The sequence below is a fragment of the Trujillonella humicola genome, from assembly GCF_046233715.1.
GTDB lineage: Bacteria > Actinomycetota > Actinomycetes > Mycobacteriales > Geodermatophilaceae > Trujillonella > Trujillonella humicola.
Genome location: NZ_JBJNRJ010000012.1, coordinates 1 through 20455, shown reverse-complemented (window position 1 = coordinate 20455; position 20455 = coordinate 1). Strand labels below are relative to the sequence as shown.

Sequence of the window (20455 nt, the reverse complement as noted above, 5' to 3'; positions counted from 1 at the left end):
GGCAGACTGTAGCCGTGCCCGAGCAGCCGGAACTGACGATCCAGGGATGGGGGCCGGGGGGCTCCCGCGTGGCCACGGTCGAGCCCGGTCCCGAGGAGGCGGCGGAGGGCTCGCTGGAGCTCGCCCGCGACCCCGACCTGCCCCGCGCGGCCCGGCGGCACCTCGCCCGCGAGCTGGGCTGGACGCCGCGGCCGACCCCGGGGGTCCGGGTGGCCGACATCCGGCTGGCGCCCAGCCGGCTGCCCGAGGCGGCGCGCGCGGCGCTGGTCGCGCTGCTCGGCGAGGAGAACGTGGCCACCGACCGGGAGTCGCGGCTGCGGCGCACCGGCGGCAAGAGCTACCTGGATCTGCTGCGCCGGCGGGAGGGCGACGCCTCCGACGCGCCCGACGCCGTCCTCACCCCCGGCGACACCGCCGAGACCGCCGCGGTCCTGGCGGCGTGCGCGGAGCACGGCGTGGTCGTCGTCCCGTTCGGGGGCGGGACCAGCGTGGTCGGCGGCCTGTCCGGGATGGACCCCGACGACCGACCGGCCGTCGCGCTGGACCTGCGCCGGATGGCGTCGATCGCCGACGTCGACGTCCCCTCCTCGCTGGTGACCGTCGGCCCGGGCATGCGCGGGCCGGCGCTGGAGGAGGCCCTCGCCCCGCAGGGCCTGACGCTGGGCCACCTGCCGCAGAGCTGGGAGTTCGCCACCCTCGGCGGCTACGCGGCGACCCGCTCGGCGGGGCAGGCCTCGACCGGGGTGGGCCGGTTCGACGACCTCGTGGCCGGGCTGACCCTGGCCACGCCCACCGGCGTGCTGGAGCTCGGGCACCCGCCCGCGAGCGCCGCCGGACCCGACCTGCTGGGCCTGGCCCTGGGCTCGGAGGGCGCGCTGGGCGTGATCACCGAACTGCGGCTGCGCGTACGCCCGCGCCCGCGGACCACCCGCTACGAGGGCTGGTCGTTCCGCAGCTGGGCGGCCGGGCTGGCCGGGCTGCAGCGGCTGGCCCGGCACGACCTGCTGCCCGACGTCGTCCGGCTCTCCGACCCGGACGAGAGCCGCGCCAACCTGCTCATGGCGTCGGGCGCCGGCGCCCGCGCGCTGCGCGCCACGCTGCGGGCCCGCCGGCACGGCGAGGGGTGCCTGCTCGTGGTCGGCTGGGAGGGCCTGCCGACGCTGGTCCGCGCCCGCCGGAGGGCCGCCGCCTCGGTGCTGCGCGAGGGCGGCGCGATCGGCGTCGGCCGGCAGGTGGGCGAGTCGTGGCGCAGGCACCGGTTCGAGGCGCCCTACCTGCGCGACCGGCTGATGGACTCCGGGCTGCTGGTCGAGACGCTGGAGACGGCGGCGACCTGGTCGGCGCTGCCGACGGTGTACGACGCGGTGCGGCGCGCGCTGGCCCGGTCGCTGACGCGGGGCGGGCGCCGTCCGCTGGTCATGAGCCACGTCTCGCACGGCTACCCGACCGGCGCCTCGCTCTACGTCACCGTGCTCGCCGACCGGGACGACGACCTGCCGATCCAGCAGTGGCTGGCCGCCAAACGGGAGGCCACCGACGCCCTGCTGGCCGCCGGCGGCACGCTCACCCACCACCACGCCGTCGGCGCCGACCACCGCCCCTGGCTGGAGCGCGAGGTCGGGCCGCTGGGCGTCGAGGTGCTGCGCGCGGTCAAGCAGCGGCTGGACCCCACGGGCATCTGCAACCCCGGCGTCCTCCTGCCCGACTGAAGACGGACCCCCTCGTCCCCCGACCCACGCTCCGCGCGGGCCGGGTCCCTACGAGGGGGCCGTCGGCCGTCACCGTGTGCGGGCACGCAGCGCGTGGCCGTGGGAGAAGACGTCGTCCGGGTCGACCGCGCGCTTGACCGCGAGGAGCCGCTCGGCGTCGGCCGGGTCGTAGGCCGCGAGGACCTCCTCGGGACCCGAGACGTCGCCCAGGAAGTTGACCATGCAGCCCGGCGCGGCCCACGGCCGCAGCGCCTCGAGCACACCGCGGCCCACCTGCGGCAGGACCTCGGCGAGCTCGGGCACCATCGGGCCGAGCACCAGCACCGACCAGGCCCCGGACCGCCCGGCCACGGCGTTGGGCACGGCGGCCGGCCGCGACAGCGCCCCGCCCAGCTGGCGGATCTCGGCCATCACCAGCGGCACCGGCACGTCCGGCCCGGCGGCGGCGAGGAACGCGTCGACCGTCTCCTCGGTCAGCTCGGCCAGCAGCATCCCCTTCTCCCAGCCGGGCATGGGGTCCTTCGGATCCATGTGGACGGCGTCCATCTCGGTGGTGAGCAGCGGGGTGATCGCGCCGAGCACGATCCGGCCGGCGGCCTTCATCGGCTCCACCAGGCGCTCGCCCTCGGCCGGGTCGTCGCCGGAGTAGGCGTAGCGCAGGTGCACGACGGTCTGCCCCTGCAGCGGCGGCGGCAGCTCGGGCAGCGGGGGCAGGCGCAGCACGGCGACCGAGGTGGCCACGGTCTCGGGCAAGGTCGGCGCCCACGTGCGGTAGGCGTGCAGGACGGCGGCGGCGTCCTCGGCGGCGAAGAAGATGCCGCCGCCGACGATCGAGCGCACCGGCACCAGCCCGATCTCGATCGCGGTGACGACGCCGAACGAGCCCTTGCCGCCGCGGACCGCCCAGAACAGCTCGGGCTCGGTGGCGGCGTCGACCCGGCGCAGCGCCCCGTCGGCCGTGACGATCTCGACGGCCTGCACGTGGTCGGCGGCGAAGCCGAACCGCCGGCCGAGCGAGCCGTGCCCGCCGCCGAGGGTGTAGCCGACGACGCCGACGTCCGACGACGACCCGCACAGGCCGGTCAGCCCGTGCTCGGCGGCGGCCTCGAGGACGGCGGCCCAGCGGACGCCGGCCTGCACGCGGGCGGTGCGGCGCTGCGGGTCGACGACGACGCCCTGCATGCGGCGGGTCGTGATCATCAGGGCGCCGGCGGCGTTGCGCACCGGGCCGTGGCCGGTGGCCTGGACGGCGACCGGGAGGTCGTGGGCGACGGCGAACCGCACGGCGGCGACGACGTCGGCGGCGCAGGTGGCGCCGACCGCCAGTGCGGGGGTGTGCTGGACGGCGACGTTCCAGGCCGCGACCTCGGCGACCAGCCCGTCGTCCCCGGCGGCGTAGACCGGGCCGTGCACGCGGGCGCGCAGCGCGTCGACGTCGGCGGCGGGGACGGCCGGGGCCAGGGGGGCCAGCGCGGTGTCGTCGAGCAGGTTCTGGGGGTCCTGGGTCAGACTCATGGGAGGGCTTCCTCGTCGGGCGTCGAAACTGGGGTCGGCACCGACCCTCGCGGGCGCGCCTTGGCCGGCGCTTGGCCCGGACTTGGCCCCCACTTGGGCCCGACTCGAGCCGGCCGCGCGCGGAACCCTCCCGTTCCGGGCGTGCGGCTGCGAGGATCCCGCCTCGTGCACTACCGCGTCCTCGGACCGCTCGAGGTCACGGCTCCCGACGGTCGGCCGCTGGACGTCGGCGGCGCCAAACCCCGCGCGCTCCTCGCCCTGCTGCTGTCCGAGCCCGGCCGGGCCGTCGGCCTGGACCGGATCATCGCCACGCTGTGGGGCGACGAGCCGCCGCCCACCGTCACCGGGACGCTGCAGGCCTACGTGTCGCACCTGCGGCGGGTGCTCGAGCCGAACCGCGGGCCGCGCCGGCCACCCGAGGTCCTGCTCACCCGGGCTCCGGGCTACCTGATCCAGGTCGGCGCCGACCAGCTGGACAGCCTGCGCTTCGCCCAGCTGGTGGAGGAGGGCGACCGCGCCGTCGAGGCCGGGGACGCCGTCCGGGGTGGGGCCCTGCTCGACCAGGCGCTGGAGCTGTGGCGCGGCGAGCCGCTCGCCGAGCTCGGCGACCAGCCGTCGGCCGCCACCGACCGGTTGCGGCTCACCGAGCTGCACGTGCGCGCCCGCGAGCGCCGCTGCGACGCGCTGCTGGCGGCGGGCCGGCCCGAGGCCGCCGTGCCCGACCTGCAGCGCCTGGTCGCCGAGCACCCGCTGCGCGAGCGGCTGTGGGCGCGGCTGGTCACCGCCCTGTACGCCGCCGACCGGCAGGCCGACGCCCTCGACGCGCTGCGCCGCTGCGCCGAGCTGCTGCGCGAGGAGCTGGGCATCGACCCCGGCCCGGAGCTGCGCGACCTGGAGCAGGCGGTGCTGCGGCAGGACCCGAAGCTCACCGAGCGGGTGCCCCGCCCGCAGCTCGCCGTCGTCCCGGCCCCTGCGGCGGCGGCGCCGTTGCCGCTGCCGGGCGCGGAGTCGCTGGTCGGGCGCGCCGTCGAGCTGGCGCAGCTGCGCGTCGCGCTGGACCTCGCCGCCGGCGGGCGGCCCGCCGTCGTCGTCGTGGGCGGCGAGGCCGGGATCGGCAAGACCCGGCTGGCCGAGGCCGCCGCCGAGGTCGCCCGGTCGGCCGGCTGGGCGGTCGCCTGGAGCCGGTGCGCCGACGACGCGGGCGCGCCGGCGCTGTGGCCGTGGACCCAGGTGCTGGAGGCGCTGGGCCAGGAGCGGCTGGCGCCGATCGCCGAGGAGGACCCCGACGCGGCCCGGTTCCGGCTGTTCGAGGACCTGCGCACCCGCCTGTCGGCCGCCGCGGCCCGCCAGCCGCTGCTCGTGGTCCTCGACGACCTGCAGGGCGCCGACACGACCTCGGTGCAGCTGCTGTCCCTGGTCGCCCGGCACATGCCGCGGCTGGCGCTGCTGGTGCTGGTCACCGTCCGCGACGTCGGCGAGGAGCTGCCCGCGCCGGTGGCCGACTGCCTGGCACGCCTGGGCCGCGAGCCGGTGGCCAGCAGGCTGCGGCTGGAGGGGCTGGACACCGACGAGGTGGCGGCGCTGCTGGCCGCGCAGCTGGGATCGGCGGGGGACGCCTCCCTGGCCGCGACGGTGCACGACCGCACCGCCGGCAACCCGTTCTTCGTCGTCGAGCTGACCCGCTGGATGGCCGGCGCGCAGGACCTCGACCGGGTGCCCGTGCCGCCCTCGGTCGGTGCGGTGCTGCGCACCCGGCTCGAGCGGCTGCCGCAGGGCACCCGCGCCGTGCTCGAGCTGGCCGCCCTCGCCGGCCGGGAGGTGAGCCTGGACCTCCTCGAGGCGGCCGGCACCCCCGCGGAGGACGCGCTCGACGCGCTGGACTCGGCCATGGCGCTGGGCCTGGTCGTGCAGGGGGAGAGCGCGTGGAGCTGGCGGTTCGCGCACGCCCTGGTGCAGGAGGTGCTCGCCGGCGACCTGGGCGTGCTCCGGCGGGCCCGGCTGCACGCGAAGCTCGGCGCCGCGCTGGAGCAGCGGCTGGCCGGCGGGGCGCGCGAGGACACGCTGCTGGAGCGGCTGGCGCACCACTTCGTCGACGCCGTGCCCGTGGCCGGTCCCGGTCCGGCCCGCCGGTGGTCGACCGCCGCGGCCGAGGCCGCCCGGGCCCGGCTGGCGCACGGCGAGGCCGCCGCGCACACGAGGCGCGCCCGGGACCTCATCGACCCGGCCGAGCCCGACGCCGCCCGCACCCGGCACGACCTGCTCACGGCGCTCGGCGACGACCTGCTGCGCAGCGGCGAGCGGACCGAGGCCCGTGAGGTGGTGGCCCAGGCGATCTCCGTCGCCCGCGACCTCGGCGACCGGCGCTGCCTGCTGGAGGCGGCCTCGGTATGGGGCTCGCCCACGCTGTGGAACTGGCGGCCGCACGGCGTCGTCGACCACGAGATGGTCGCGCTGCTGGAGGACCTGCTGGCGCACCGGGACCAGTTGGGTGGGCTGGGGGACGGCACAGCGTCGGACGCCGACCGCGACCGGCTGGCCGCCCGCCTGCTGGGCACACTCGGCGTCGAGCTGGCCTTCAGCGAGGACCTGCAGCGCGGCCCGCGCTACGCCCAGCAGGCCGTGGAACTGGCGCGCGGCGTGGGCGATCCGGAGCTGCTCGGGCGCGCGCTCAACAACTTCTCGCTGGCGGTGTGGGGACGGCCGGGCGCGGCCGAGCAACGGCTGGCCGCCACCGACGAGGCGCTCGCGCTGGCCGGCCGCGGGCTGCCGCGGCGCACCGAGTTCTTCGCGCGCCTGCACCGCGCCGCCATCCGGCTGCACCTGGCCGACCGGCGCGGGTTCGACGACGACCTGGACGCCGCCCGCCGGCTGTCGGCGTCGCTGTCGGGCCCGGAGGTGCGCCCGCACGTGCTGTGGCAGCAGGCCGGCGCGGCGTGGCTGCGCGGCGACGCCGTCCGCGCCGAGGAGCTGACCACCGAGGCCTACGAGCTGTACCGGCGGGTCACCCCGCACGCGCGGCACGCCTTCGCCGCCCACCAGTTCACCCTGCGCCGCGGGGACTCCCGGCTGCCGGAGGCGATCGACCTGCTGGTCGAGACCGGCGACGAGGGCAATCCGCTGCTGCAGCTGATGGCCGTGCTGGCCGCCGCCGAGTCCGGGGACCTCGCCGAGGCCCGCCGGCTGCGCCGGCGGTGGGGACGCACGCAGGTGCGCGACTGGGCCAGCGACGTCGCGGTGCTGCTCGAGGCCGAGACGGCGCTGCTGCTGGGCGACGAGCCCGAGGTCGAGGTCGCCGTCGTGCAGCTGCTGCCCTTCCGCGGCCGGCAGGCGGTGCTGGGGACGCCGTCGTTCAGCCTCGGCGCCTACGACGAGCTGCTGGGCCGGGTCGCCGAGCACCAGGGCGACACCGTGGCCGCCCGCGAGTGGTGGCAGGGCGCCCGGAGGCAGGGGTCGGCGGTCGGGTCCCCGCACCAGGTCGCGCTCGCCGAGGCGCACCTGGCGCGGGTGCCGGAGTCGGCGGCGCGGCGACCGGCCCGCCGTCGCCGTCCTGCCGCCGAGTCCGCCTGACGCCGGCCCCCTCTCGCCGACGTGGCCACGTCGGCGAGAGGGGCGTGCCCCACCCATCCGCCGCAGTGGCCACATCGCCTGCTGAGGGGGGTGGGGCGCGCGCCGTCGACGGGGATGACGGCACCGGTCACGTACGCGCCGGCCCGGCTGGTCAGGTAGACGACGACGCCGGCCATGTCGTCGGGGCGGCCGATGCGCCTCAGCGGGGCGGACGCCGCGATCTCGTCCCCGTGCGCGGCCAGGGTCGCGGCCATCATCTTCGACTCGAACGGCCCGGGCGCCACGGCGTTGACCGTGATCCCCCGCGGACCGAGCTCCCGGGCCAGCACCCGGGTCAGCTGGTGGACGCCGGCCTTGCTGGCCGAGTACGAGTAGGTGGGCACCGCGGGCACGTGCAGGCCGTCGATACTGCCGACGTTCACCACGCGGGCGGGGTCGTCGGGCGTGGCCGCGGCCTCGAGCAGCGGCGTGAGGGCCCGGGTCAGGAAGAACGGCGCCTTGAGGTTGAGGTCGAGCACCTTGTCCCACGCCGCCGCGGGGAACTCCTCGTAGGGCGCGCCCCAGGTTGCGCCGGCGTTGTTGACCAGCACGTGCAGCCGGTCGGTGCGCCGGCCGACCTCCTCGGCCAGCCGCAGGCACTCGGCCTCGGTGGAGACGTCGGCCGGGAGGGACTCCACCTGCCCGAACGGCGCGAGCTCGGCGACGGCGGCCTCGCCGGCGTCGGCCTTGCGCGAGCTGATGAACACCGCCGCGCCGGCCTGCAGCAGCCCGCGGGCCATCATCATGCCGATGCCGCGGGTGCCGCCGGTGACGACGGCGACCTTCCCGGACAGGTCGAACAGGTCCACGCCGTACCTCCGCTCCGGCGGGGGAGGTCGGCGTCCCCCGGCCGGACGACGCTACCGAGCGGCCGCGGGCCGCCGGTGGCAGCCTCGTGAGGTGACGACGGACCCCACCGGTGGGCCCGTGCCGCAGGGTCTGGGCGTGACCAGCGAGGTCGGCCGCCTCCGCACCGTCCTGCTGCACCGCCCGGGCGCCGAGCTGCGCCGGCTGACCCCGCGCAACAACGACGAGCTGCTGTTCGACGGCGTCCCCTGGGTGGCGCGGGCGCAGGAGGAGCACGACGCCTTCGCCGCCGAGCTGACCGCGCGCGGCGTGGAGGTGCTCCACGTCGACCGGCTGCTGGCGGAGGTGCTCGAGCTGCCGGCGGCGCGCGCCGAGCTGGTCGACGCCGCCGTCGACGACCCCCGGCTGGGCGCCACGCTGCGCCGGACCGCGGCCGCCCACCTGTCGGACCTGCCCGCCGCCGAGCTCGCGGCCACGCTGATCGCCGGGCTCGCGCACGACGAGCTGCCCGGCGCCCGCGGCCTGGGCTGGGAGCTGATGGGGCGGGGCGGGTTCGTCGTCCCGCCGCTGCCCAACCTGCTGTTCACCCGGGACTCCTCGGTGTGGGTCGGCGACCAGGTCGCGGTGACCTCGCTGGCCATGCCCGCCCGCCGGCGGGAGACGACGATCACCGCGGCGGTGTACGCCCACCACCCGCGCTTCGCCGGGGTGGACCGGCTCTACGAGCCCACGCTGGAGCACCTGGAAGGTGGCGACGTCCTGCTGCTGGCCCCGGGCGTGGTGGCGGTGGGCGTCGGCGAGCGGACGACGCCCGGCGGAGCCGAGCGGCTCGCCCGACGGGTGGTCGCCCGGGGGCTGGCGCACACGGTGCTCGCCGTCCCGATCGCCCAGCAGCGGGCGACGATGCACCTGGACACCATCGCGACGATGGTCGACGCCGACGCGATGGTGGTGTACCCGGCGGTCGCCGACACCCTCGTGGCCTGGACCGTGACCGCCGGGGACGGGGAGCCGCCGGACGACGGTGACGCCGACCTCGCCGTCCGCGGGCCGGAGCCGTTCCTGACCGCGGCCGCGCGGGCGATGGGCATCGACCGGGTGCGGGTGATCGACACCGGCCTCGACCCGGTCACCGCCGAGCGCGAGCAGTGGGACGACGGCAACAACACGCTGGCGCTGGCCCCGCGGCTGGCCGTGGCCTACGAGCGCAACACCGTCACCAACGCCGCGCTGGAGGCCGCGGGCATCGAGGTGGTCGCGATCGCCGGGGCCGAGTTGGGCAGCGGCCGGGGCGGGCCGCGGTGCATGTCGTGCCCGATCGCCCGCGATCCCCTGCCCTGATCCGAACCGATCCGTCACGGAGAGTGGCGGCGCGCTGCCGGTCACGGAGGGTGCGTGACCTCCGCCCCGGCCGCTCGTAGGACATCGCGCCAACCCGTGCCGACTCCTCGGGGGAACCGTGTCCCGCACGTCTCGCCTGCTGCTCGCACCCGCGGCAGCCCTCGCCCTGCTCGCCGTCTCGCCGGGCACCGCCGCCGCCGAACCGGCGGTCCCCGATCCGCTCGGGACCCTGCGCGACGTCACCGGGTCCCTGACCGGCGACGTCCCCGGGCTGCCGACGCAGTCGGCCCCCGCGCCCCAGGGCACGACCGGCGGCGCGGGCACGACCGGCGGCGCGGGCACCGGTGCGGCGCTGCCGGGGGCGCCCGGGGACGCCGGCGACGCGCTCGGCGGAGTCCTCCCGGGAGCCGGGGGCACCCCCGGGGCAGGGACGGGGACCGGCAGCGGCGGCGGGACCGGCAGCGGACCGGCGCCCGCCGGGCCGGCCACCGCCCCCGAGGACGACGAGCCCGCCCCGAACCCCGTCGCCGGCCTGTGCGACCAGCTGCGCGACGGCCTGGGCGTGCTGGACCCGCGGCTGGCCGAGGGCCTCGACACGCTCTGCGAGGCGGCCGAGGCCGACCCCACCGAGGCGGTCCAGGACCTGCTCGAGCAGCTGCTGGCCGCGCTGCCGACCGACCTCGCGGAGGGCTGCGCATCGCTGGTCGGCCTGATCGAGCAGGGCGGCGCGGCCCTCGGTGTCGACCCCGCGCCGCTGCGCGCCCTGGTCGAGCAGCTGTGCGCGCTGATCCCCGGCCCGGCTCCCGAGCCGCAGCCGGAGCAGCCGCAGCACCCGCAGCCGGCGCACCCCGTCGTCCACCCGCAGGAGCACCCGCAGCCGGCCGTCACCCCGGTCGCCGGCGGCGGGCCCACGGGCGGGGGCGGCCAGCTGGCCTACACCGGCGTGGAGCCGAGGCCCTACCTGCTCGGCGGGGTCGCTGCGCTGGGGCTGGGTGCCGGGCTGCAGGTCCTGGGCCGCCGCCGGGCCGCCTGACGGGCCCGGCGACGCCCGGCGACGGCCCGGCGGGCTACCCCAGCAGCAGCACCAGGACGGCGACGAGCCCACCGAGGACGGCGAGCCGCACCAGCAGCCGCCCGAGGGCGAGCCAGCTCCCCGGCAGCGGCCGGCGGAACGTGCGACCGGGCGGTGGGGTCCCCAGCACCGGAGCGAGCCAGCGCACCGTCGTCGTCGCGTTCTCCCGCTCCGAGGAGACCGTCGAGGACCACAGGCCGAGGAGCAGCCACACCCCGTAGACCAGCAGGAACGGCAGCAGGACGAGGCCGATGACCACGCTGACCGGGTCGTCGCCCAGCGTCCAGGGGCCCGAGCCGCCGCCCTCCTGCCGCGCGCTGGACCGGCCGGTGAGCCGGTAGAGGCGGTCGCCGTGCCACAGGTGCAGGCCCCTCCCGCCGCGCGAGGGGGCCAGGCTGTGGAACTCCTCGGGCGGGCCCTCCGCAACCACGTGCTCGGTGCCGAAGAGCGGCGTCCGCACCAGCAGGAGCCGGCGGCCGGCCATCCGCAGGACCACGCGCCGGCGGCCGATGCCCAGCGGGGTGAACCGCCGCACCCAGCGCAGCGGTGGTGAGACGGCGTCCGGACCGTCGTGCGGCGGCAGCGCCTCCCGGAGGCGCTTCTCCCGCCGTCGCCGTGCCCGCGGGGAGAGCTCCTGCTGCTGCGTCACGGCGCGGCACTCTAGGGGTTCGTGCGCCGCAGCCGCGTCGCTACGGCTCCGTCCGCGAGATCTGCACACTCGTCACCATCAGCGGCTGATGGTGACGAGTGTGCAGATCTCGGCAGGGGGCCTCCCCACCTAGCGCAGGGTGATCTGGCGGGAGAGCAGCCCGGCGCGGGCGCGGCGCTCGTCGGCGCTCAGCGGCTCGGTGGCCGCCAGCGCCTGCTCCAGCCGGGCCTGGAAGTCGGTCGCGGCGTCGGTCCAGTCGTCGGCGAGCGCGTCGGCCGGGAGGTCCCAGACGGGGACGACGAGGCCGTGCGCGCGGAACGCCCCGGCGTAGCGGGTGCCCTCCCCCAGCAGGATCTGCTCGGCGGCCGACAGCCGGGCCAGCGCGTCGAGCAGCTGCTCCTCCGGCTCCGGGCGCACCCAGCGCAGGTGGGCGCGCTCGGCGCTGGGCAGCACCCAGTAGGCCGCGCCCAGGCCGGGCAGCCGCACCGTGGGCAGAACGGCCTGGTTGGCCTGCTCCAGCCCCGCCCGCGCGGCCGGGCTGGGGTCGGAGCCCTCCAGCCAGAACGCGAAGTCCTCGTGCACGGTGACCTCGAGCGGCGCGGAGAGGTCGAGCAGCTCCTGCAGCCGCGGCCCGGACGACCCGGCCGCCCCGATCGGGCCCGGGTCCACCGGCGCCCCCTTCGGCGCCTCGAGCGCGGCGGCCAGCGCGGTGCCGAGGTCGCGGCTGACGTCGTCCGACGACGTCGGCAGCTGGACACCGAGCAGGATCTCGCCGGTGGCGCGCACCAGCGCCGGCGCCCCGCCGGGTAGCACGCTGGCCAGCGTGACGTCCCGGCCGTCGGCGGTCCGCAGCGGCGCGGTCGCCGCGGGCACCAGCTCGCGCAGCGCCACCCAGTCGGGCTCCCCGGGCAGGCCCTCGAACGGGCGGGTCACCGGCGGGGCGTAGCCCGAGCCGTGGCAGTGCTTGTACCGACGACCGGAGCCGCACGGGCACGGCGCCTTCGGGTTGACCCCGCCCTCGGCGGCAGGGGCGGAACCGGGCTTGCGGCGGGTCGTGGAGCGGGCCATGGGGACAAGCGTAAGGACCCCCGTGACCCCCGCTGCCCGCCCGCTCGCGGCGGGCCCGCCACGGGCCCCTGACTACCCTCCGGTCGTGACCCACCTCGACCTCGACGACCCGTCCGTGGTGGCCGACCCCTACCCGGCCTTCGGCGCCGCCCGGGCGGTGGCACCGGTGCAGTGGCACGAGGGCCTGGGCCTGTGGCTCGCCTTCACCCACGCCGAGGCCAACGCCGCCCTCCGGGACCGGCGGCTGGGCCGGATCTGGCGCGACCGCGAGCCCGGGGAGCGGTTCGAGGCGTTCAACCTGATCCACCGCAACGCGATCCTGGAGATGGAGCCGCCCGACCACACCCGGCTGCGCCGGCTGATCAGCACGGCCTTCGCCCGCGGCCACGTGGAGCGCCTGCGCCCCTGGGTGCAGGAGCTCGCCCGCGAGCTGGTCGACGGGCTGGTCGAGCGGTCGGCCGGCGACGAGCCCGTCGACGTCCTGTCCGGGATGGCCGAGGAGCTGCCGGTCGCGGTCATCGCCGAGCTGCTGGGCGTCCCGCAGGCCGACCGGCCGCTGCTGCGGCCGTGGTCCAACGCCATCGTCAAGATGTACGAGTACGGGCGGACGACGGCCGTGGAGGACGCCGCCGAGCGGGCCGCCGCCGAGTTCGTGGCCTACCTGCGCGACCTGGCCGCCGCGCGGCGCCGCTCCCCCGGCGAGGACCTGCTCTCCCACCTGGTGTCGGTGCGCGACACCGACGGCGACCGGCTGACCGAGGACGAGCTGGTCACCACCTGCATCCTGCTGCTCAACGCCGGGCACGAGGCGACGGTGAACGTCTCGGGCAACGGCCTGCTCGCGCTGCTGGAGCACCCCGACCAGCTGGCGCGGCTGCGCGCGCACCCGGATCTGCTGCCCGCGGCGATCGAGGAGCTCATGCGCTTCGACTCGCCGCTCCAGCTGTTCGAGCGCACGGCCACCGAGGACGTCGAGGTCGGCGGGGTGACCGTCGCCGCCGGGCAGAAGATCGCCGCGCTGCTCGGCAGCGCCAACCGCGACCCGGCGGTCTTCGACGCCCCGGACACCCTCGACGTCGGCCGCACCGACAACCCGCACATCTCCTTCGGCGCGGGCGTGCACTTCTGCATCGGCGCGCCGCTGGCCCGGGTCGAGCTCCAGGCGTCCTTCGGCGCGCTGCTGGAGCGGACCTCGCGCCTGGAGCTGGGCCGCCCGGCCCGGCGCCGGCCGGAGTTCGTGATCCGCGGGCTGGCCGACCTGCCCGTCGTCCTCACGCCCTGACCTCGCGGGAGCCCACGTGGAGCGGCAGCGGCACCGGGGGCTCGCGGAGTTCGTCCGCGACTCCGGGCCCGGGCTGCTGCGCACCGCCGTCCTGCTCACCGGTGACCGCGCGTCGGCCGAGGACCTCGTGCTCGGCGCCCTCTCCCGGGCCCGCGGCCGGTGGCCGGCCGTCCGCTCCTCCGGCGACCCGGCGGCCGCCGTCCGGGAGCTGCTGGTCGGCGAGCACCTCAGCCGCCACCGCCGGCTCCTGCGCACCGAGCAGGTGGTCGAGGCCGTCCGACCGCGTGCCGACGCCACGGCCTCCGACGGGGGGTACGCGCAGGCCGACGCCCTCCGGACGGCGCTGCTGCGGCTGACCCCCCGGGCGCGCGCCGCCGTCGTCCTCCACCTCGCGGAGGGCCTCGACGTCGCCACCACCGCCGGGCTGGTGCGGTCGGAGCCGGGCACCGTGGTCGACGACGTCCGCGGGGCCGTCGCCGCGCTGCGCCCGCTGCTGGACCCGGCGCGCCCCGGCGCTCCGGAGGGTGACGCCGAGGCCGAGGCGCTGGGCGCCCGCCTGCACGCCCTCGCCGACGAGCTGACCTGGCTCGACCCGACGGTGCCGGCCGAGGAGGTGGCCGCCCGGGTCCGGCGGCGGTGGCGGACCCGGGCGGCCTGGGCGGGGGCGGTCGGTGCGGCCGCGGCGCTGGTCGTCGGCGTCCCCGCCGCCCTGGGCCCGGCCCCTGCCGGTGAGGGGACGGGCACGGACCCGGCCGCGGAGCCCGAGGCCCCGGCGCGGGCCGCCGAGGTGCAGGCACAGCTCGACGACGCCGTCGCCCGGATCGGTGCGGCGCCGACCCTCACCTCCCCGGCGGAGTGGGACCAGTGGCTGCCCCGCGGCAGGCCGCCCCAGGGGACGACCGGCCAGGAGGACGAAGGCACCTGCCCCCCGCTGTCGGACCGGCTCACCGCGGACCTGGACGCGCCGATGGGCTACTGGACCGGCGCCCTCCCCCGGGGTCCGGTCGGCTGCACGTGGGTGCCGTCGCCGGCGCCGCTCTCGGCGGGCGGCCCCTACGACTACCCCTACGTGCTCAGCGTCGGCTTCGTGCACGACCGGGACGGGACGTCGATCGAGACGCTCCGGAGCACCTTCGCCCCCGGCGGGCCCGGCGCCCGCACCCTGTGCCCGGCGGCGGACGTGCCCGGCGGAGGAACGCTCATCGGCTGCCCGGGCGAGGACGGACGCGCCGGCGTCCGCCTCCTGCTGGCCGTCCGCGACGCCCGCGACGCCGGCGTCTGGGTGCTGTCGGCACGGGCCCAGCCCGCGACCGGTCGTCCACCGGCCGAGGTCCTGACCGTGCTCGTCCGGGCCGTCGGCGAGTCCTACGGCTGATCGGCCCACGGGTGGAGCGTGAGCCCCGCCACTGGCACGATCGCGCCATGCGTGGCCTGATGCAGGACTACCCCCTCACGATCGACTCGATCTTCCGGCACGTCGAGCAGCACTACGGCGACGGGACGATCGCCACCGCCGGCCCGGGTGGGGTCACCCGGGTCACCTACGCGGAGTGGGCCGACCGGACCCGGCGGCTGGCCGGGGTGCTCGACACCCTCGGCATCAGCGCCGACGGCCGGGTGGGCACCTTCGGCTGGAACAGCCAGCGGCACCTGGAGCTGTACTTCGCCGCGCCGTCCTCCGGCCGCGTGCTGCACACCCTCAACATCCGGCTGTTCCCCGAGCAGCTCACCTACATCGCCAACCACGCCGAGGACGAGGTCGTCTTCGTCGACCGCTCGGTGCTCCCGCTGTTCTGGAAGCTGGTCGACACGATGACCACCGTCCGGATCGTCGTGGTGATGGACGACGGCGGCGACAACGAGATCCCCGACGACCCGCGGGTGCTGGACTACGAGGCCCTGCTGGCCGAGGCGCAGCCGGTCGACTTCCGCGTCACCGACGAGAACTCGGCCGCCTCGATGTGCTACACGTCGGGCACCACGGGGAACCCGAAGGGTGTCGTCTACTCCCACCGCTCGACCTACCTGCACACCATGGGCGTGATGCAGCCCAACGCGTTCGGGCTGGGGATCCAGGACGTCGCGATGCCGGTCGTGCCGATGTTCCACGCCAACGCCTGGGGCATCGCGCAGGCGGCCCCCGCCGCCGGCTCCTCGCTGGTCATGCCCGGGCCGATGATGCAGCCCGAGGCGCTGGCGAAGCTGATCGTCGACGAGGGCGTCACGTTCACCGCCGGCGTCCCGACCATCTGGCAGGGCGTCCTCCCGCACCTGGCCGGCAAGCCGCACAAGCTGCGGGAGATCGGCTGCGGCGGTTCGGCGGTGCCCAAGGCGCTCAGCGAGGCCTACCGCGAGAAGGTCGGGCTGCCGATCCTGCAGGCCTGGGGGATGACCGAGACCCACCCGGTCGCCTCCTCCGGCGTCCTCCCGCTCCGCCACGCCGACGCCGACGACACGACCAAGGCCGACCAGCGGGCCCGGGCCGGCATCCCGCTGCTCGGTGTCGAGGCCCGGATCGTCGACGCCGACACCCTCGAGGCCCAGCCGTGGGACGACCAGGCCACCGGTGAGCTGCAGGTCCGCGGGCCGTGGTGCGCGCAGGACTACTACAACCCCGACGCCGGGGTGGAGCTCACCACGGCCGACGGGTGGATGAAGACCGGCGACGTCGCCGCCATGGACGCGTTCGGCTCGATCCGGATCGCCGACCGCACCAAGGACCTCATCAAGTCCGGCGGCGAGTGGATCAGCTCGGTCGACCTGGAGAACGCGATCATGAGCCACCCGAAGGTGAAGGAGGCCGCGGTCGTCGGCATCCCGCACCCGAAGTGGGACGAGCGCCCGCTGGCCTGCGTCGTGCTCGAGGACGGCGAGGAGGCCACCGAGGAGGAGATCCTCGACCACATCCGGCCGCTGGTGGCCAAGTGGTGGATGCCCGACGCCGTCGAGTTCATCGACGAGGTGCCCAAGACCAGCGTCGGCAAGTTCTCCAAGAAGGACCTGCGCTCGAAGTTCGCCGAGTACGAGCTGAAGAGCTGACCCCCGCGGTGATCATCGGCGCGTGGCTGCCCCCACCGGCGTGGCGGGCAGCCACCTGCCGATGATCGGCGGGGTGGGTCAGCGCACGACGGGGGGCTGGCCGGTCTCACTGACCATGGGCCGGCCGGCGGCCTCCCACTCCCCCATCCCGCCGGCGACGTTCACCGCGTCGTAGCCGTTCTGGTTGAGCCAGGCCGCCACCCGGGCCGAGCGGCCGCCGCCACGGCAGACCACGTACAGCGGGTCGGCCTCGGGGACGTCGTCCAGCCGGGCCGGCACCTGGCCCATGGGGATGTGGGTGGCGCCGGCCACGTGGCCGTGCACCCACTCGTCCTCCTCGCGCACGTCGAGCAGGACGGCGCCCTCGGGGAGCTCGGCGGCGGACACGGTCGGGACCTGCTGCGGCATCACGCTCTCCATCGTGGCACGACGGCGGCCCTCGCCCGCCTGGGAGGATGGCGGCGATGACCGCCCTACACGGCCCCCCGGCGCGCGAACCGGCCTGGCCGCTGTCCCGTTCGGCCATCGGGCTGTGGGCCACCCAGGGCGTCGTCGGCACGCTGTTCTGGGGCGTCCTGCTCGTGGTGGGGCTGCAGGTGCTGCCCACGGACGACGCCCCGTTCTCCGTGCTGCCGTGGGCCGGCCCGGTGCTGCTGGGCCTCTACGCCCTGGTGTCGGTCGGGCTCGAGCCGTGGATCCGCTACCGCGTGCACCGCTGGGAGGTCACCGGCGACGCGGTCTACGCGCTCGCCGGCTGGCTGACCCGCACCTGGACGCTCGTCCCCATCGCCCGCATCCAGACCGTCGACGTCACCCGCGGCGCCCTGCAGCAGGCCTTCGGCCTGGCCACCATCGCGGTGCTCACCGCGTCCTCGCAGGGCACCGTCCGGGTGCAGCACCTGCCGGCCGAGGTCGCCGAGCGGGTCGCGGCCGATCTGGTGCGCCGCGCCGACCAGGTGCGCGACGAGGCGACGTGAGCGGTCCGGTGGGCGATCCCGCGGGTGGGCCGTTCGAGGCACCGCCCGGCGGGCCGGGAGGCGCGCTGCCCGGTGGGCCGTTCGAGGCGCCGCCCGGTGGGCCGGGAGGCGCGCTGCCCGGTGGGCCGTTCGAGGCGCCGCCCGGTGGGCCGTTCGAGGCACCGCCCGGCGGGCCGGGAGGCGCGCCGCCCGGCGGGCCCGCGGGTCCGGCGGACGGCCCCGCGGGCGGGCCGGCGCCGACCTCCCGCCGGACCTCGCCGCGTGTGGTGCTGGTGCACACGCTCACCTTCAAGCAGGCCCGCCAGTTCGTGCCCGTGGTGCTGCCCCTCGCCGCCGCGATCGGCATCGGCGGGGGAGCGACCACGGTCGTCGTCCTGGTGGTCGCGGTGACGCTGGCCTCCCTGGTGTTCGCGGCGCTGTCCTGGTGGCGGTTCGGCTACGCCGACGGGCCGACGGCGGTGGTGGTCACCCGCGGCCTGCTGGCCCGCTCGGCTCGGACGGTGCCGCGGGACCGGGTCCGCGGCGTGGAGGTCGAGGCACCGCCGCTGCACCGCCTCCTGGGTCTGGTGCGGGTGCGGGTGGACGCCGCCGCCGGCGCGACCACCGGCGAGGGCGAGGAGGTCGTCCTCGACGGGGTGACACGGGCGGAGGGCGAGCGGCTGCGCGCCGCGCTGCTGGACCGGCGGGGGCGGCCCGCCGCTCCCGGGACGGAAGCGGCGCCGGCGGCACCCCCGCCCGTGCCCGAGGAGGTCGTCGTCCGCTTCGACCACCGGTGGCTGCTCTACGCCCCCCTGGTCGGCAGCTACCTCGCCGTGCCGCTGGCCACCGTCGGCGCCCTCGCCCGGCTGGCGCAGGAGCTCCCCCGCCCCCTGCGGCCGGACCTGCCCGGGCCCGACCTCGGCGACGTGCGGGTGCTGGTCGTCGTGCTGCCGGTGGCGCTGCTGGTCCTCGCCGCCGGGGCGGTGGCCGGCGCGGCGGTCGTCAACTGGCGGTTCCGGCTGCTGCGGCGCGGCGGTTCGCTGATCGCCGACCGCGGGCTGATCACCCGGCGGCACACCGAGCTGGAGATCGACCGCATCCGCGGGTGCACCGTGTCGGCGGGACTGGGCATGCGGTGGATCGGTGCGGCCCGGGTGAGCGCCCTGGTCACCGGGCTGGGGGCGGCCCGGCGACCCGGCCAGCTGCTGCCGCTGGGGCCGCGGGCCCGGGCCGAGGCGGTGGCCGCCCTGCTGGTCGACGATCCCGGCCCGCTGCGGCCGCACCCACCCGCGGCGCGGCGGCGCCGGCTGGTGCGGGCGGTGACCCCCGGGCTGGTGCTCACCGCGGCGGGGGCCGCCGCCACCCTGCTGGCCGGCTGGTGGCCGCTGCTGGTCGCCGGCGCCGCACTGGTCGCGCTCGGCCTGCCCGCGGGGTTCGGGCGGTACGCCGCGCTGGGGCACGCGGCGGGAACCCGCTCGTTCGCCGTCCGCAGCGGCTGGCTCATCCAGGAGCGGGCCGTGCTGCAGCGCCGGGCGGTGGTCGGCTGGCAGGTACGGCAGTCCCCGTTCCAGCGCCGGGCCGGGGTCGCCACGGTCGTCGCCTGCGTCGGCGCGGGCGCCGGTGGTTACACCGCCGTCGACCTGGCCACCGACGACGTCGTCCCCTTCACCCGGGCGGCATCCGGCAGCTGGGCGGGCGCCCTCGGGGACTGACCCCGGACCGACGCGGAGTTCACCCGCCGTCCGGCGTGGCGGACCCCACGCCGGGTAGCCAGCGCGCGATGAGTCCCGAGACGGAGCGGTCCGACCCGTCACGCACCGGTGGTCCGGCCCAGGCCGACCCGGCCGGCCAGCGCGGCGGCCTCCACCCGGGTGGAGACGCCCAGCGACCGCAGCAGCGACGCGACCAGCCGCTTGGCCGTGCGCTCGGAGACGTGCAGCGTCGTGGCGATGTCCACGGTGGGAGCGCCGTCGGCCACCAGCCGCCACAGCCGCCGCTCGTCGGCGCTGAGCCGGTCCGCCAGACCCTGCTCCCCGGTCGGCGCGGACTGGTCCAGCAGCCGGCGCAGCAGGTCCTCGGGCAGCACCGACCAGCCGTCGAGCACCGCCATCAGCGGCCGGACCAGCGACTCCGGGTCGGCCGACTTGGGCAGGAAGCCGACCGCCCCCGCCCGCAGGGCCTCCAGCGCGGCGTCTGCCTCGGCCAGGCCGGACAGCGCGACCACGCGGACCATCGGATCGGCCCGGCGGATCGCTGCGATCGCCCGCGTCCCGCCCGGCGGCGGCATGTGCAGGTCCACGACGGCGACGTCCGCGTGGTGCCGGCGCACGAGGGCCGCGGCCGCCGAGGCGTCGTCCGTCGTCCCCACCACCCGGACCCGCCCCCCGCTCACCCCCGGCAGCAGCAGCGCCAGGCCGCGGCTGAAGAGCGGGTGGTCGTCCACCAGGACCACGTCGAGCTCCACCTGGCGTCCAGCAGCGGCGTCGTCCACCCGGGCTCTCCACACGGTCGTCCGCGGCCGGCGGGGCTGACCGGGCCGCAGCACCGGAGGTGCCCATGACCGTCCTCGCCAACCCCTCGGCCGCGCCGTCCCCCGCCCGCCTCGTCACCGACCTCGGCCGCGTGCTGCGCACCCACCTCGCCCGTCACCGCCGAGCGGCGGCGGAGGAGCCACCCGACCCGCGCGAGGCGCTGCTGCGGGCGATGTGCCACGACATGAAGAGCCCGCTGGCGTCCTTGGCGGCCGCGCTCGAGCACCTGGACCTCGGCGGGGACGCCGGCGACCGGACGCGAGCGGAGGTCCTGGAGCTGGCGCGGGCGCAGACGGCGCACCTGTCCTCGATGCTGCGCACGGCCGACGCCACCGGGGGCGCCCAGCGGCGCGGGCCCGCGCGCCGGCGGCTGGTGGACGTCGTCCGCGCGGCGATCGCGGCCTCCGGGCTGCCCGACGCCCAGCTGACCACCCGGATGACCGGCTGCGCCGCCGACGTCACGGTCGCCGACGCCCGCGTGCAGCGCATCCTCACCAACCTCCTGGAGAACGCCCACCGCCACGGCCGCGGGGAGCCGGCGCTGCTCGCGGTCACCTGCCGGCCGGGCTGGGTCGACCTCGCGCTGACCCAGGCCGGCGTGCCCGCCGACCGCGTGGTCGGGCAGCTGCGGACGGCGCGGCCGCCGGTGGACCTCACCGGCCTGGGTCTGTGGTCGGTGCAGCGGCAGACCGGAGAGCTCGGCGGCCGGGTCGTGGCCTCCCAGCGCGGGGAGGCGCTCACCCTCACCGTCCAGCTCCCGGACCGCTGAGGTCGCGGAGGGGATCCGTGGGCGTCACGCCCATGTCGTGTCCCCGGACATGTGTCGTGGTGTGGGCTCATGACATGTGTCGCGGTTGGGTTCAGGCGGCGTCCATCCTGG

Annotated in this window: 15 protein-coding genes and 1 pseudogene; 10 read left to right on the top strand and 6 right to left on the bottom strand. The window is 77.3% G+C overall.

Annotation, left to right across the window (positions count from 1 at the left end; genetic code table 11):
• Positions 1 to 14 precede the first annotated feature (14 nt).
• Positions 15 to 1709, top strand: a complete 1695-nt coding sequence (locus tag ACK586_RS08725; protein ID WP_409330076.1) for an FAD-binding oxidoreductase — start codon at positions 15 to 17, stop codon at positions 1707 to 1709.
• 69 nt (positions 1710 to 1778) lie between these two features.
• Here ACK586_RS08725 and ACK586_RS08720 read toward each other — a convergent pair whose 3' ends face one another.
• On the bottom strand, positions 1779 to 3224 hold the full coding sequence (locus ACK586_RS08720) for an FAD-binding oxidoreductase (RefSeq protein WP_409330075.1): 1446 nt from the start codon (positions 3222 to 3224) through the stop codon (positions 1779 to 1781).
• On the opposite strand from ACK586_RS08720, the pseudogene ACK586_RS08715 reads away from it, so the two are divergent.
• Positions 3117 to 4664: pseudogene (locus ACK586_RS08715) on the top strand (AfsR/SARP family transcriptional regulator); the annotation flags it as partial. The gene ACK586_RS08720 and the pseudogene ACK586_RS08715 sit on opposite strands and share 108 nt — an antisense overlap.
• Before the next feature lie 1922 nt (positions 4665 to 6586).
• Here the strand turns inward: ACK586_RS08715 and ACK586_RS08710 are convergent.
• Positions 6587 to 7639, bottom strand: coding sequence for an SDR family oxidoreductase (locus ACK586_RS08710; protein ID WP_409330074.1), 1053 nt, complete (start codon positions 7637 to 7639; stop codon positions 6587 to 6589).
• 91 nt (positions 7640 to 7730) lie between these two features.
• Between ACK586_RS08710 and ACK586_RS08705 the strand changes: the two genes are divergently transcribed.
• The gene (locus ACK586_RS08705) at positions 7731 to 8978 is read left to right on the top strand and encodes an arginine deiminase (protein WP_409330073.1); all 1248 of its coding nucleotides are present in this window, start codon (positions 7731 to 7733) and stop codon (positions 8976 to 8978) included.
• Between the two features lie 118 nt (positions 8979 to 9096).
• A complete protein-coding gene (locus ACK586_RS08700) occupies positions 9097 to 10011 on the top strand; it encodes a hypothetical protein (RefSeq protein ID WP_409330072.1) in 915 nt (304 codons plus the stop codon).
• A gap of 34 nt (positions 10012 to 10045) precedes the next feature.
• On the opposite strand, the gene ACK586_RS08695 is transcribed toward ACK586_RS08700, so the two are convergent.
• Positions 10046 to 10699 carry a hypothetical protein gene (locus ACK586_RS08695; RefSeq protein WP_409330071.1) on the bottom strand — a complete coding sequence of 218 codons (654 nt, stop codon included), beginning with the start codon at positions 10697 to 10699 and terminating at the stop codon, positions 10046 to 10048.
• Between the two features lie 129 nt (positions 10700 to 10828).
• Positions 10829 to 11767 (bottom strand): DUF5926 family protein, encoded by a 939-nt coding sequence (locus ACK586_RS08690; protein ID WP_409330070.1) that lies wholly within the window; start codon positions 11765 to 11767, stop codon positions 10829 to 10831.
• A gap of 85 nt (positions 11768 to 11852) precedes the next feature.
• On the opposite strand from ACK586_RS08690, the gene ACK586_RS08685 reads away from it, so the two are divergent.
• Genes ACK586_RS08685 through ACK586_RS08675 form a run of 3 tightly spaced genes read left to right on the top strand, consistent with a single transcriptional unit; the run spans position 11853 to position 16088 of the window.
• Positions 11853 to 13049 carry a cytochrome P450 gene (locus ACK586_RS08685; protein ID WP_409330069.1) on the top strand — a complete coding sequence of 399 codons (1197 nt, stop codon included), beginning with the start codon at positions 11853 to 11855 and terminating at the stop codon, positions 13047 to 13049.
• A gap of 16 nt (positions 13050 to 13065) precedes the next feature.
• Positions 13066 to 14424: a SigE family RNA polymerase sigma factor gene (locus ACK586_RS08680; RefSeq protein ID WP_409330068.1), complete on the top strand. Its 1359-nt coding sequence runs from the start codon at positions 13066 to 13068 to the stop codon at positions 14422 to 14424.
• A 47-nt stretch (positions 14425 to 14471) separates the two neighbouring features.
• Positions 14472 to 16088 (top strand): long-chain fatty acid--CoA ligase, encoded by a 1617-nt coding sequence (locus tag ACK586_RS08675; RefSeq protein ID WP_409330067.1) that lies wholly within the window; start codon positions 14472 to 14474, stop codon positions 16086 to 16088.
• A gap of 78 nt (positions 16089 to 16166) precedes the next feature.
• On the opposite strand, the gene ACK586_RS08670 is transcribed toward ACK586_RS08675, so the two are convergent.
• A complete protein-coding gene (locus ACK586_RS08670; protein WP_409330066.1) occupies positions 16167 to 16496 on the bottom strand; it encodes a rhodanese-like domain-containing protein in 330 nt (109 codons plus the stop codon).
• Between the two features lie 56 nt (positions 16497 to 16552).
• Between ACK586_RS08670 and ACK586_RS08665 the strand changes: the two genes are divergently transcribed.
• Positions 16553 to 17065, top strand: coding sequence for a PH domain-containing protein (locus tag ACK586_RS08665; protein ID WP_409330065.1), 513 nt, complete (start codon positions 16553 to 16555; stop codon positions 17063 to 17065).
• The gene (locus ACK586_RS08660; RefSeq protein WP_409330064.1) at positions 17062 to 18756 is read left to right on the top strand and encodes a PH domain-containing protein; all 1695 of its coding nucleotides are present in this window, start codon (positions 17062 to 17064) and stop codon (positions 18754 to 18756) included. Before ACK586_RS08665 ends, ACK586_RS08660 begins: the two co-directional genes overlap by 4 nt.
• Positions 18757 to 18854: 98 nt before the next feature.
• On the opposite strand, the gene ACK586_RS08655 is transcribed toward ACK586_RS08660, so the two are convergent.
• Positions 18855 to 19535, bottom strand: coding sequence for a response regulator (locus tag ACK586_RS08655; RefSeq protein ID WP_409330063.1), 681 nt, complete (start codon positions 19533 to 19535; stop codon positions 18855 to 18857).
• 65 nt (positions 19536 to 19600) lie between these two features.
• On the opposite strand from ACK586_RS08655, the gene ACK586_RS08650 reads away from it, so the two are divergent.
• Positions 19601 to 20344 (top strand): sensor histidine kinase, encoded by a 744-nt coding sequence (locus ACK586_RS08650; protein WP_409330062.1) that lies wholly within the window; start codon positions 19601 to 19603, stop codon positions 20342 to 20344.
• Positions 20345 to 20455: the final 111 nt, after the last annotated feature.